Source organism: Acinetobacter sp. M5A5_2a, from assembly GCF_053345265.1.
Genome location: NZ_JBKEZV010000010.1, coordinates 44,187 through 58,169, shown reverse-complemented (window position 1 = coordinate 58,169; position 13,983 = coordinate 44,187). Strand labels below are relative to the sequence as shown.

Annotated in this window: 12 protein-coding genes; 8 read left to right on the top strand and 4 right to left on the bottom strand. The window is 39.5% G+C overall.

Translation table 11 applies throughout. From position 1 onward, the window contains the following. Positions 1-154 precede the first annotated feature (154 nt). The 3 genes from ACLBWE_RS13850 to ACLBWE_RS13840 all read left to right on the top strand — a co-directional run bounded on the left by ACLBWE_RS13850 (position 155) and on the right by ACLBWE_RS13840 (position 3,528). Positions 155-1,327, top strand: a complete 1,173-nt coding sequence (locus ACLBWE_RS13850; RefSeq protein ID WP_017392438.1) for an acyl-CoA desaturase — start codon at positions 155-157, stop codon at positions 1,325-1,327. A 99-nt stretch (positions 1,328-1,426) separates the two neighbouring features. Continuing rightward, positions 1,427-2,869: a protein adenylyltransferase SelO gene (locus ACLBWE_RS13845; protein ID WP_447603564.1), complete on the top strand. Its 1,443-nt coding sequence runs from the start codon at positions 1,427-1,429 to the stop codon at positions 2,867-2,869. A gap of 77 nt (positions 2,870-2,946) precedes the next feature. Further along, the gene (locus tag ACLBWE_RS13840; protein ID WP_447603562.1) at positions 2,947-3,528 is read left to right on the top strand and encodes a L,D-transpeptidase family protein; all 582 of its coding nucleotides are present in this window, start codon (positions 2,947-2,949) and stop codon (positions 3,526-3,528) included. Between the two features lie 70 nt (positions 3,529-3,598). On the opposite strand, the gene ACLBWE_RS13835 is transcribed toward ACLBWE_RS13840, so the two are convergent. Both ACLBWE_RS13835 and baeS read right to left on the bottom strand, forming a co-directional pair. Further along, the gene (locus tag ACLBWE_RS13835; RefSeq protein WP_447603560.1) at positions 3,599-4,285 is read right to left on the bottom strand and encodes a response regulator; all 687 of its coding nucleotides are present in this window, start codon (positions 4,283-4,285) and stop codon (positions 3,599-3,601) included. A gap of 21 nt (positions 4,286-4,306) precedes the next feature. Continuing rightward, positions 4,307-5,965, bottom strand: a complete 1,659-nt coding sequence (gene baeS / locus ACLBWE_RS13830; protein ID WP_447603558.1) for a sensor histidine kinase efflux regulator BaeS — start codon at positions 5,963-5,965, stop codon at positions 4,307-4,309. 132 nt (positions 5,966-6,097) lie between these two features. Here baeS and ACLBWE_RS13825 point away from each other — a divergent pair, with 132 nt between their 5' ends. The 4 genes from ACLBWE_RS13825 to ACLBWE_RS13810 all read left to right on the top strand — a co-directional run bounded on the left by ACLBWE_RS13825 (position 6,098) and on the right by ACLBWE_RS13810 (position 11,119). Then, complete coding sequence (locus ACLBWE_RS13825) at positions 6,098-6,475, top strand: hypothetical protein (protein ID WP_107881273.1); 378 nt, start codon at positions 6,098-6,100, stop codon at positions 6,473-6,475. Positions 6,476-6,764: 289 nt separating this feature from the next. Beyond that, on the top strand, positions 6,765-8,567 hold the full coding sequence (locus ACLBWE_RS13820; RefSeq protein ID WP_447603555.1) for an acyl-CoA dehydrogenase C-terminal domain-containing protein: 1,803 nt from the start codon (positions 6,765-6,767) through the stop codon (positions 8,565-8,567). Between the two features lie 167 nt (positions 8,568-8,734). Beyond that, positions 8,735-10,516 carry an acyl-CoA dehydrogenase C-terminal domain-containing protein gene (locus tag ACLBWE_RS13815; protein ID WP_045125954.1) on the top strand — a complete coding sequence of 594 codons (1,782 nt, stop codon included), beginning with the start codon at positions 8,735-8,737 and terminating at the stop codon, positions 10,514-10,516. Between the two features lie 120 nt (positions 10,517-10,636). Next, positions 10,637-11,119 carry a phosphate-starvation-inducible protein PsiE gene (locus ACLBWE_RS13810; protein ID WP_005036172.1) on the top strand — a complete coding sequence of 161 codons (483 nt, stop codon included), beginning with the start codon at positions 10,637-10,639 and terminating at the stop codon, positions 11,117-11,119. A gap of 48 nt (positions 11,120-11,167) precedes the next feature. Here ACLBWE_RS13810 and ACLBWE_RS13805 read toward each other — a convergent pair whose 3' ends face one another. Then, on the bottom strand, positions 11,168-11,557 hold the full coding sequence (locus ACLBWE_RS13805; protein ID WP_005036171.1) for an RcnB family protein: 390 nt from the start codon (positions 11,555-11,557) through the stop codon (positions 11,168-11,170). Between the two features lie 165 nt (positions 11,558-11,722). Between ACLBWE_RS13805 and ACLBWE_RS13800 the strand changes: the two genes are divergently transcribed. Continuing rightward, positions 11,723-12,169 (top strand): hypothetical protein, encoded by a 447-nt coding sequence (locus ACLBWE_RS13800; protein ID WP_004638883.1) that lies wholly within the window; start codon positions 11,723-11,725, stop codon positions 12,167-12,169. Between the two features lie 279 nt (positions 12,170-12,448). On the opposite strand, the gene ACLBWE_RS13795 is transcribed toward ACLBWE_RS13800, so the two are convergent. Then, entirely contained in the window at positions 12,449-13,912 is a 1,464-nt protein-coding gene (locus ACLBWE_RS13795) for a phospholipase D family protein (RefSeq protein WP_447603552.1), read from the bottom strand. Between the last annotated feature and the right edge of the window lie 71 nt (positions 13,913-13,983).

Genomic DNA, 13,983 nt, shown 5'->3' with positions numbered 1-13,983 from the left:
TTCTTTCAATACATCTGTACAATAATGTTAGTGATTCTCACTAAGCACGTGCTAATATGAAGGATAGAATAGCAATATATCTTGATGATTGGTTTTGCTATGTCGTTTTGTCTTTGTACCTTGTCTGACAAGGTTTCTAGGAGCGCTGCCGGATATGACTTCCGCCCCACTCAAAGCCCCAATTAACTGGACCGCTAGCATTACCTTAATTGGTTTACCAATTCTTGCTGCAATCATAATCCCGATTTATGCGTATTATTATGATTTTAGTGTAAGCGCATGGGTAAGCTTATTTTTTCTTTTAGCTCTAAGTAGTATGGGGATTACTGCTGGTTATCACCGCCTGTGGGCTCACCGAGCTTATGAAGCGTCGTTACCACTTAAAATTCTTTTAATGATTGGTGGTACATTTGCCGTGCAAAATAGTATTTTGTTCTGGGCATCTGGTCACCGTACACACCATCGACATGTTGATCATGTTGATGAAGATCCATATTCAATTAATCGTGGTTTTTGGTATGCCCATATGGGTTGGATGATCCGCGATCATTCACCATCTGAGCCAGATTTTAAAAATGCACCAGACTTATTGAACGATAAACTGGTCATGTTCCAGCATAAATACTATGGTTTACTCGTAGTTGCAGTTCATGTTGGAATTTTAGGCTTAATTGGTTGGGCAACTGGCGATTTGTGGGGTGTAGTCCTCATAGGTGGTCTATTGCGTTTAATCATTAGCCATCAAGTGACTTTCTTTATTAACTCGCTTTGCCACATGTGGGGTAAACGTCCTTATACAGACGAAAACACTGCACGTGATAATTTCTGGTTAGCCATTGCTACTTGGGGCGAGGGTTACCATAACTATCATCACATCTTCCAATACGATTATCGTAATGGTGTGAAATGGTGGCAATATGATCCAACAAAATGGTTGATCTGGTCATGTTCTAAACTTGGTTTAGCTAAAAATTTACGTCGTATTCCAAGCTTTAATATTAAAAAAGCAGAATTAGCGATGAAATTTAAATACGCTGAACAAGACCTTGCTATTTATGGTCACAATGTAAATGCTGATATGACTCAGATGAAACAACGTATTGCTCAGGAATACGAAGCTTTTACCCATACATTAAATGACTGGGCAAAGCTAAAAGAGCAAGAACTACAAGCGAAAAAAGCAGCAATGGCTGAAAAGATTCATAGAATGGATCACAAGCTTAAAGTTGATTTTCAATTGCTTGAACACCGTTTAAGTCATCATCGTGAGTGTTTAGAAACTTTAATGCGTAACATTAAAAAGAACACTAATGTAGTATCAGACTAAAATAAATTCTGCTCTAAAATAGCTCTTTCGGGAGCTATTTTTATGCCCGCTTTTTAACTATGGTATAGTGAAATCTGCTTTCTCTATTTTGCCAAGCCCATGCAATTTAATCCGCTTTACCCTTCACTTCCGTCTAAATTATTCCATGTGCAGCAACCATCACCTTTACGTGGTGCAAAAGCAGGCCATTTCAATACTGCTTTGGCTGATGAGCTGCAATGGTCAGAAGACGAAAAAAATGCATGGGTTGAAATCTGTAGCGGACAGCGTACTTTCTCTGAATTTCCTTCTCTTGCTATGGTCTATGCTGGTCACCAATTCGGACAATGGGCGGGACAACTCGGTGATGGTCGTGGCTTACTGATTGCGCAAATAATTAATACAAAGGGTCAAACCATAGATCTACATCTAAAAGGTGCAGGCCCGACACCCTATTCAAGAATGGGAGACGGACGCGCAGTGTTGCGTTCTGTGGTTCGTGAATATTTAGCTGGGCATGCTTTAAATGCTTTAGGAGTCGCTTCTAGTCACGCCGTAGGTTTTACAACCTCCACTCAAGGGGTACAGCGCGAAAAACTAGAGTTAGGCGCGATGTTACTAAGAACATCTGAATGTCATATCCGTTTAGGGCATTTTGAATGGATTAATCAATACGCTCCAGAGTTGCTGCCAGAATTCACTCAAAAATGTATTGAGTGGCATTATCCTGAGTGTCTAGAAACCGAGAACCCTATTTTATCCTTTGCCAAAAAGGTGGTTGAGCGTACTGCAATTATGATTGCAAAATGGCAGTTGGTTGGATTTGCTCATGGGGTGATGAATACAGACAATCTCAACATTACTGGTTCTACACTCGATTTTGGTCCATATGGCTTTATGGAGCGCTTTCGTCCGAACTGGATCAATAACCACTCGGATTATCAAGGCCGTTATACTTACCAAAATCAACCAAGTATAGGTCATTGGAATTTATGGACGTGGTTAAACAACTTAATCCCTCTCGCTGAGCCTGAACAAAAGGATCAGTTCAAAGAAGAGTTAGCGCGTTGCTTAGAACAATTTGAACCAACCTTCATGGAACATTACACAACTGGTTTATGTCAAAAAATGGGATTACCCCATTTTCATAAAGATAGTCTTGATTGTAGTTTTACTTTTTTAAAAATCTTACAAACTGAACAACTCGATTACACTCAAAGCTTTATCCGACTTCAAAATAAAGAATATAAAACTCTACGAGATGATTGCCTTGATATTCGACAGTTTGATGAGTTTCTTAGCCAATATCAAAGCATTCGTGAACATCAAGATACAGATGAGCTTGATGCGAATATGCAAAAAGCTAATCCAGTTTATATATTACGGAATCACATGGCTCAACGTGCTATTGAAGCAGCTGAACGAGATGATTTTAGCGAAGTAGACCGTTTGTTTAAGCTGCTTGATCAGCCATATACAAGACAACCAGAACTTGAACAGCCACAAGATTTAGGTCCTTTACCAAGTGACGTACCAGATGTAGCGGTAAGCTGTTCTTCTTAATATTTTAAAAGACTAAAACTCTCTTAAGCCGCTTTAGTGGTAGCTTAGAGAGTTTCTTAAACATTAAAGAATAATATATGAAAATTAGACCTATCATTATTTGTACACTTCTCATGATTCCATTGGGAATCGCTTTTTATAATTATGAAAAATATTTACCGACTTTTACATCATCCCATAAAGCTCTTTCAACCGAAGAGATCTTAGAACTGATCAAGACAAAGCCTGTCACCTCAATTGAAGTGTTTAAAAATCAACGCGTCCTCCTCCTCAAAAATAATAATGAGGTGATTCGTCGTTATCCTATTCGTCTAGGCTTTAACCCTGAAGGGCATAAACACTTTGAAAATGATGGTAAAACACCTGAAGGTGTTTATTCTATAGATTGGCGAAACTCACAAAGTGCGTACTATAAATCTTTGCATATCTCCTATCCCGATGCGAAAGATATTGCTTATGCCAAGCAACATAATCAACCAACAGGAGGAGATATCATGATTCATGGATCAGTCCCAAAATCCTTACTATCGATGCCTTTTAGCTCGACTTATATGCCACATAAGGATTGGACTTTAGGATGTATCGCAGTTAGAAATGCAGATATAGACGAGATTTGGCAATTCGTGCCAAATCATACAAAGATTATAATTTATCCATAAAATCTTTAAAATTATCCACATTTTCTGTGGATAACATTGTGGTTATCCACAGAATAACTTTTGTGAGTACTTATTCTTCTGGATATTCGAAGCGGTAACCTACACCGTAAACTGCTTGAATCCACTCATGGCGGTTACCAGTTTCAGCCGCTTCACTAATTTTTCGGCGCAAGTTTTTGATATGACTGTCAATCACACGATCGGCAACGTCAAAACTATCTGGATTAATATGATCCAATAATTGTGCTCGTGAATAAACTTGTCCAACATGCTCTAAAAATAGCTCAAGTAAACGAAATTCGGTTGGCGTTAAGCTCAACGATTTTTGTTGATACCAAATTCTTTGCTGTGCTTTATCAATTCGGAAAGAATCATTCAGTTCCGGTTCTGCCTTACGTTCTAAACGGCGTAAAACTGCCTGTACGCGAGCAACCAACTCTTTTGGGCTAAACGGTTTACATACATAATCATCAGCGCCCATATTCAGACCCAAGACGCGGTCGATTTCTTCGGTACGAGCAGTCACCATAATAATCGGTAAATCTGACTGTTCACGAACCTTACGGCAAATGGTCAAACCATCCATTCGTGGAACCATTAAGTCCAGAACCATTAAATTAGGTTTACGTTGCTGGAAACTCGCATAAGCATCTTGACCATCATGAAACATACTTACTTCAAAACCGGCAGCTTCAAGATAATCACGCACCAAATGCGCCAATTCGACTTCATCTTCAACCAACATCACATGTTTCATGAGATATTTTTCCTTTTATATTTAACTCTGCTTTTTAAAAGTGAGTACACAACGTAAACCACCTAAGGGTGAATGTTCAAAACTGAGTGTACCACCGAGCGCCTGCGCAATTTTACAAGACAAAGCCAAGCCTAGCCCTGTTCCACCTGTACTACGCGTACGCGAATCATCTACGCGATAGAAACGTTCACCTAAACGAGATAACTGCTCATCGTTTAAACCAAATGGGCTGTCATCAACATACAAAGTCCACTCCTGCGGAGTTTGAGCTGTATGAATATGAATTTTGCCACCTGTTTCTGTGTAACGAATACTATTACTAATTAAATTAACAATAATCTGTTTAAACCGATCACGATCTAATAATAGCGGAGAACTTGTTCCTTCAACTTGAATTTCGAGATCAGCTTGCTCAAGTTTCGGTTTAAAGTTCTCAACCTCTTGTAATACAACTTCCCACGGATTGACAGAACTCAAATAACACTTGAGTTGTTGTGCATCTGCCTGCGCCAAGTCCGCAAGGTCCTGAGTCAGTTTTTTCAGGCTTGAAACCTGACGCATCATCGCATCTAGATGTTCAGGGGTTGCCTTTCGAATACCGTCTTGCATCGCTTCAATTTGTGCTTGCAATACAGCCAATGGCGTTTTTAATTCATGGGAAGTATCCGCTACCCATTGACGACGTGATTCTTCATGCCGATGCAAAATTTCTGCCAAATGGTTCAATTGGGTGGATAAATCACCTAATTCGTCATTTCGTTTAATAACAACTTGATGCTGATAATTTCCTTTCGTTAATTCATTTGTCGCATTTAATAAACGCTGAATCGGTTTCTTAAAATAAGTCGCCATCAATAGCGCCGCAACTAAACTTGAGAGCAAGGTTAAAGCATAAATTAAGAGTAAATAACGCTTTTGATTACTAAAGAAATTAATACTTAAAGCATCTTCTTTATCTAAAACGGGTTTTAAGCCTAAATATCCCACGACTTGATTGTTTAAGATAATCGGACGAAATGACATCTGATCTGAAGAAGGCGGTTCACCAACCACAAACTGGTGATTTGCATCATATAAAGACAAACGAGAACTTAAACCCAAACGGTCAGGTAAAGCAATAAAACGCTTCTTACCATTTTGAGTTTCAATATCTTTTAAGCTCCCCTTCTTTGACTTATTTTTATCATCACTTGGGCGAAACTGGTTTGCACTTAAAGGGAAACGTAGCCCTTCAAACGGTTGATATTGAGAAGGTAAATTTTGCTCAAGCGTTTTTAACTCTTCATCGCTAAAAATAGTATTTTTATTTGTCGGCGCAACTTGAGGTGAAATATTGATGAGGGCATGTTCATCGAAAGAGTGCTGTTGTATGGCAATATCATATTGGCGACGGAGCCACCACTGCGAGAGGCGATCATAATCATCGGGAGCCGCAGTCCCTTCGATTTGTAAAATTTGTGCCTGAATCGCATTTCCCCAATCATGGTACACCGTATAGACATTGCTAAGATTGGTAATAAGGCGGTCGAGCTTCTGCATTTCAACGTCAGCCACATATTTGGCAAAGTTCTTTTGCATTGTCCAGTGCAAAACGCTCAAGCTTGCAGTCGCAATAAGTAATGTGGTGAGCAAGACTGTCAAAAACAACCGTAATGCAATGGGAACACGTAGAACGTTCAAAAGCACTCTCTCATTTTTACGCTATATTTGGCATTGTAACCAACAACGAAAAGAAAAACTCTCCATTGTTTCTACATCTTTATTATCTAATCTTTAAGCCATCAGTAAACACAACATTAAAAGGCTTTAAATATGAAAATGACGGCAAAAATTGCATTATTCAGTGCGGCAATTGTAACAATGGGAAGTTTAGCGGCTTGTCAATCGACGACTCAACCACCTAAGCCAGAACGTGGCATGATGCAAGATGGCCCACGTGAAGGCCACCACCGTATGAAACATCGTGAGTTCACACCAGAACAAAAAGCAGCATGGGAACAGCATCGTGCAGAACGTCAAGCGCGCTTTGAACAAATCCAAAAAGCATGTGATGGTAAGGCCAACGGACAAGCAGTAAATGTTCAAGTTGGAGATAAGACACTTGAAGGTACTTGTAACCTTCGTTTTGAACCAAAGCGCCCTCAACCACCAGTTAACGCCCCTGCTCCTGCATCAGTTCAAGCAAAATAATTCTAAAAATCATGAAACAAAAGGCGCCTATAGGCGCCTTTTGTTTATACATAACTATTTACGATTTTGACTATTTGTATCATATAAACATAACCAAAAGTGTTTACACTCAAAGCACTTAGCTAGTTTAAGCATTTTTTTCTTGACTTTGCAGTCACAAAGTAAAGGTCCTGAGGTGCTTGTGCAGTTATGCAAGTTGTTGCACGATGTAATAGTCCAAGGTGCCTCATGGCACATTATCATAGATTAAGATTATAACTCTGGTTTCACCAGTATTGAGGAACCCGATATGCCACAATACAAAGCGCCCTTACGTGATATGCAATTCGTTTTGCATGAATTATTAAATGCTGAAGAACACTATGCAAAATTACCTGATTTCCAAGGTAACGTAAGCCGTGAATTGGTTGATCAATATTTAGAAGCTGCGGCAGACTTTTGTGAAAATGAACTTTCTCCTTTAAACCAAGTTGGCGACCGCGAAGGTTGTACTTGGAATGATGGCGTAGTTACCACTCCAACAGGCTTTAAAGAAGCTTATCAAAAATATATTGAACTTGGCTTCCCGTCTTTATCAGCAGAAGAACAATACGGTGGTCAGGCTTTACCTAACTCTCTAGGTATTGCAATTTCTGAAATGGTTGGTACAGCAAACTGGTCTTGGGGTATGTACCCAGGCTTGTCTCACGGAGCTGTACGTACATTAGAACATCATGGTTCTGATGAACAGAAAGATACTTATTTACCAAACCTTGTTTCAGGTGTTTGGACAGGTACGATGTGCTTAACTGAATCTCATGCAGGTTCGGACTTAGGTATTATCCGCTCTAAAGCAGAACCAAATGCTGATGGTAGCTATGCAATCTCTGGCGAGAAAATCTTTATCTCTGCTGGTGAACACGACATGGCTGAGAACATCATCCATATCGTTCTTGCACGTTTACCAGGTGCGCCGAAAGGTACCAAAGGTATCTCATTATTCATCGTTCCTAAATTCCATGTAAATGCAGATGGAACAATTGGCGAGCGTAATGCGGTACGTTGTGGTTCTATCGAACATAAAATGGGTATTCATGGTAACGCGACTTGTGTCATTAACTTTGACCAAGCTAAAGGTTACTTGATCGGACCTGAAAACCGTGGTTTGAACTGTATGTTCACCTTCATGAACACAGCACGTATTGGTACTGCTGTTCAAGGTTTAGCAGCATCTGAATCATCTTTCCAAGGTGCGTTAACTTACGCGAAAGAACGTTTAGCAATGCGTTCTCTTTCTGGTCCGAAAGCTCCAGAAAAAGATGCAGATCCGATTATCGTTCACCCTGCTGTACGTAATATGCTTTTAACTCAAAAAGCGTTTGCTGAAGGCGGTCGTTCACTTGTTTACTTACTTGCTCAATATGCTGATATCGTTGAAAAAGGCGAAACAGAAGAAGAGCGTAAGTTTGCTGACAACATCTTGTCTTTATTGACTCCAATTGCAAAAGCATTCTTAACTGAAACTGGTTCTGAGTCTGCTAAGCACGGTGTTCAAGTCTTCGGTGGTCATGGCTTTATTTCTGAGCATGGCATGGAACAAATCGTACGTGATACACGTATTGCTTGCTTGTATGAAGGTACAACCGAAATTCAGGCACTTGATTTGTTAGGTCGTAAAGTATTGCAAACTCAAGGTGCAATGCTGAAAGACTTTACCAAAATGGTTCACAAATTTGTTGAAGCAAACAAAGACAACGCTGCCATGAAAGAATTTGTTGAGCCGCTTGCAGCGCTTAACAAAGAATGGGGCGATCTCACTATGCAAATCGGTATGCGCGCAATGCAAAACCCAGATGAAGTAGGTGCTGCTGCTGTAGACTACCTCTACTTCTCAGGTTATATCACTTTAGCGTACCTATGGGCTCGTATGGCACTTGTTGCACAAGAGAAATTAGCAGAAGGTACTAGCGAAGTTGACTTCTACAATGCAAAAGTAACAACTGCTCGATTCTACTTCAAAAAAATCTTGCCACGTGTTCGCTCACATGTAGATGTTATTGCTGGTGGCCTCGATCCATTAATGTCATTAGATGCTGAACATTTCGCTTTCTAACCATAGTTAGTTGCGATATGCAATGTTAAAAAACGAAAAAGGACTGCTCAGTTTTGACGGTCCTTTTTTTATAAAATCAATGATAAATTTACACTTTAAATTCCATATCCATTTCGTTTAACAGGATATCTAGCACAGGCCAATGTGCACAAAAAAGGTGAACGATTATGCCAATTTACAATGCTCCTTTAGCTGATATGAAATTCATCTTAAATGATGTATTCAAAGCAGAACAATTTTGGCAGTCTAATGAGAAACTCGCTCATGTAGATGCTGCAACTGCTGAAGCAATTTTAGAAGAAATGGCTAAATTTGCTCAGAACGTGACTCATCCATTAAACCGTACCGGTGATGAAGAAGGCGCTCGCTATGAAAACGGCGAGGTGTTCACACCAGCTGGTTTTAAAGATGCATTCCGTCAATATGCAGAAGGTGGTTGGATTGGCTTAGGTGCCGACGAAGAATGGGGCGGTCAAGGCATGCCAAAAATGCTCACCGTTCTTTCTGATGAAATGTTATTTGCAACTAACCCATCATTTATGCTCTACCCGCTTCTTTCTGTGGGTGCAGGCATGGCTTTAAGCAGCTATGCATCTCAAGAACAAAAAGAAACTTACTTACCTAAGATTTACTCAGGCGAATGGTCAGGCACGATGTGTTTGACAGAACCGCATGCAGGTACTGACTTAGGTATTATCAAAACTAAAGCTGAACCTAATGAAGATGGTACTTATAACATTACAGGTACTAAAATTTTCATCACTGGTGGTGACAACGACTTAGCAGAAAACATCATTCACTTGGTACTTGCTAAAACTCCAGATGCGCCTGCTGGTTCACGTGGTATCTCGCTCTTTATCGTACCTAAGTACTTTGTTAATGAAGATGGTTCATTAGGTGAACGCAACCTAGTTGGTCCAGGTTCTATCGAACATAAAATGGGGATTAAAGCATCTGCAACTTGTGTGATGAACTTTGATGGAGCAAAAGGTTACCTCGTTGGTAAAGAAAACGAAGGTCTTGCTGCCATGTTCGTTATGATGAACTACGAACGTTTATCTATGGGTATTCAAGGTTTAGGTGCATCTGAGTTTGCATATCAAAATGCAGCACAATATGCGACTGACCGCTTACAAGGCCGTAGTGCATTAGGTGTTCAATCACCAAACAAACCAGCAGATAGCATTTTGGTACATGGTGACGTACGTCGTATGTTGTTAAACGTACGTGCAAACAATGAAGCATCACGTGCATTTGCAGTCTATGTAGGTCAACAGCTCGATATCACTAAATTCTCAACTGATGCCGAAGCTGTGAAAAAAGCCAATAATCGCGTTGCGCTTTTAACACCTATTGCTAAAGCTTACCTGACCGATACAGCATTCCAAGCAACTTTAGATGCTCAAATGGTGTTCGGTGGTCACGGTTATATCCGTGAATGGGGCATGGAACAATGCATTCGTGATCTTCGTATTGCTCAAATTTACGAAGGAACAAACGGCGTTCAATCTCAAGATTTAATTGGTCGTAAAACCATTAAGTGCGGCGGTGCGTTCATTGCTGAATACATCACTGAAATCCGTGACTTTGCAAATGACTTAGACACAGATTTGAACTTTATTAAAGATGCAACTTTAGATGCTGCAACTGAAATTGAAGCAATCACTCAGTTTATTATTGAACAAGCTGCTGAAAATGTAGACTTCCCGAACTCAGCTGCGGTTGATTACTTACATGCAGTTGGTTTACTCAGCTTCTCTTATATGTTTGCGAAGATTGCAGCTGCTGCTAAAGATAAATCTGGTGATTTCTATCAAAACAAACTTGCTTTAGCTCAATACTTTGCTGAACGTATCTTGCCAGATATTGATGCGCGTATTGCTAAAATCAAAGCAGGTTCTGACTTAATTATGGGCTTTAGTGAAGATTACTTTACGAACCAAGCTTAATTAAGTTCTTTATAAAAAACGCCTGAAAAATCAGGCGTTTTTTATTTTGTATCTACTATTTCAATTGGCATGAAATTTGTTTAATTTCTAAACATTACGAAGCGAACAAAAGATTTTACTATGCCTGATCCCAAAAAGTATGAGCGTATTCTGGACCGATTTGGTCATTATGCCGTTGAAGCTTTTCATTATTTAGCCCTGTTTATTATTGGCTGTATGGTGGCGTGGTCCGCAGCCAATACTGTTTTTGAAATTTTGACTGTCAAAAAGTATGCTTCAATTGATGATATTTTATTATTATTTATATACTTAGAACTTGGAGCAATGGTTGGGATTTACTTTAAAACCAATCATATGCCTGTACGCTTTCTTATTTATGTTGCGATTACGGCATTAACCCGTCTACTCATTTCAGATATCCAACATGACCATAAAGCGGATATGGACCAAGTCATTATTACAGGCTCAATTCTTATTTTAGCCCTTTCTATCTTGGTTGTTCGTTTTGCATCTTGGAATTATCCTTCAGTGATGAAAGAAAAACATGCAAAAACACCTACAACCTTAAAGCCTCCTCAGCCTCAAGATGATGAATTAGCATAAAAAAATGGCCTCAAGATTGAGGCCATTTATATATTCTATATTTCAAAATTAACGAACACGATAAATTTGATGTTTTGAGTCTACGAGTAAATATTGGTTAGGCGTTTTAACCCAACGGTATCCACGTGGTGGCTCATACAAACGATGCGATCTCCAGTCTGAAACATAATAGCGACTATTACGGTATTCCGCAGGAATACGATCACCGCGTTTAAATGCTACATATCTACCATAGTGCTTACCACGATCGGCATTTGACCAACTTGGAGCCCGATGATCATTACGATAATCATGGCGACGGTCATCACGATCACGGTGTTCATATCGGTCATGGTCTCTACCATGATTATTATCCCAACGATGATTTGTATCGGCCATCGCGGTAGCTGATATACCTAACATTAACGTCGAAAGTACAAGAACGATTGGCTTTTTCATGCCCTATTTCCTTTTAATCTTGATATGAAGCTAGATTAGAAGACAGTCAAGGAGAAACCATGAATAAAACAGATAACATTGCTAAGGTTTGTAATGACTATAAAGAAAATATGAAGAATCTGTATCTATGCTAACATTAGCTTTTTTCTAGCTAGGTCAATTGCTGTGTCTGAAATCAGTTTTGAACGTCTTCATCAGTTTTTCTGCAAAGTTCCAAGTGTGCAAGAAGCACGTATCATGGCGAATGGTGCAGATGGCGAACACGCTTGGTGGTTTAAGTTCAGTATTGATGTAGAACACCCACTTGCATGGCAAACAGTTCAAGAGTTAGGGCATGTTTTAAACTACCTATCAACAAACGAACGCCTACCGACCTTATTCTTTCCTGTTTCTCCACCTCCGTATATGAACGGTGAAGCAAAAGATTTTTTATCGTGGATTATTCAGTGTAATCATCCGGAGTTTTCTCCAGATGTGGTCTGTGATTGGCTTGAGGCACGTTTACCAAATCCTGTTGATGATGAGTCACAGTGGAAAATTAAGACTGATTTGAGTGAATTGGAAAAGTTAGATGATAAGACTTTGGATCAGTTGATTCCGCCAGCGCCTTAAATTATTTGAATGATGGAATAGGCTAAGTGATATAGAAATTAAATATTTTCCAATATTCGCTGGTGCTAAATGTCATCCACAACCTGCCCGAAATTTATGAATATATTGTTTTTGCAATAAAATCGGTTAAATGAAGATATTGAACAGGTTTTGTGGATGACAAATGCCTTTGGTTACTTTGGGCAAAACCAAAGTAACGAATGAGCTCTAGGTTTAGGGTGAGACGACGTGAGACTCCGTCGTGAACATATAACCTCAACGTTTATATAAAAAATAGAATTAGAAAGTCGACAATCCAGACCATTCCATAAAACGATAAATCCAATACTTCACTTTAGACTCATCTGCATACTTCACATAGTCCACGCTCATCTGTCTGCCTTGCAGGTTTGACCACGAGGTATTGAAGTAATTTTGAGCGTCTTTAAAGACTTGATCTTGAACTTTACCAATCACCAGCATGTCAGTTTCAAGGTTATAATTTTTTAAATTACGGGCTGTAAAATTAGCCGATCCTACAATCAACTCAGCTTGCTGAGCGTTATATTTTAATATCATTTTGCTATGGTTCTGCTCGCCATGCGTATCACACCAACGGATTGGAATACCTACAGCATGAAGTTCTGAAGCCACCTGACGGTTTGGAATACCATTTTTTTGTCGGCCAAAAGCATCTTTATTTGGGTCAAGCAAAACGCGAACAATCACCCCTCTTTCTTGAGCATTTTTTAAAGCCTGAATAATCTTACGTTCAGATAAATAGAACATACTCAAATCAAGGTACTCTTTAGGCTGAGCTGAGTTAATCAATTTTAATACAGATTGATAAATCGCCCCTTCAGTTAAGACTTGGACTTGAGGTTTGGTTACGTCTTTTTCAAAATCACCTAAAATGAGCGAGGGTGCACTACTTCCCGACATTCGTGCAACCGCTGCTTCAGTTTGTAGAACATCAGCTGCTGTGGCTCCCGTTACAACCAATGCAACATTTGAGTGTCTAGAACTACCATCGTGTGGGTTTGCAGAAGTTACGAGTGATTTCCAGCCCGCATCGGTATCGACGACCACGGTTTTACGGTGATTCGCCTTAAAGTTAAATAAGTTTAAATAGCTACGCAGTGTAATTTTTTCATCACCGAACGGATTGGGTAACCAGCCTTTTTCAGGATTATTTCCAACATTCTGGCAGCAGATGTACCATAAGCCGGACCAGAATGGGTTAGACGCACGTAATGGACCTAAATTGGTTTCAATCACATCAACACCCGCTTGACGCAACTGACGGTAATTTTCAGGTTTTAAGCCCCCATAGACCGAGTTAATCGGGTCAGTAATCATCACAATCTGAATTTGGCGATTTTGTCTTTTTTTACTTACCAATGCATCGGTTAACTCTTGCATGAGTGGTCTTTGCTTTATTTTTGAATCGCCAACTTCTGAATTAAACAAGAACATATCCACCACAATCGTGGTTTTTGCCTCATCAATCATTTTCAAGATTTCATCAAAGATGTGCTGATCAACCTGTTGTTGCCCTTTTGCATCAAGGTAGGTTTTATCTGCTAAAAATTTGACATCGGCATGTCTAAGCTTGCCACTAAAGTTAATCCCTTGTGGCAATGGTTTTACTGTGTGGTAAATTGCCGATGCAAGATATGCAATAGCAACAACGCAAAGTAATATCGCCATATAACGACGCCCTGACCAATTTATTTTTTGATGAATTCGTTGAAAAATACGCATAAAAAAGACCTAACTTGATAGCTTCAAGTTAGGTCTTTTGGATTGATTTTTCAAGTTTAGTTTCGTGTTAA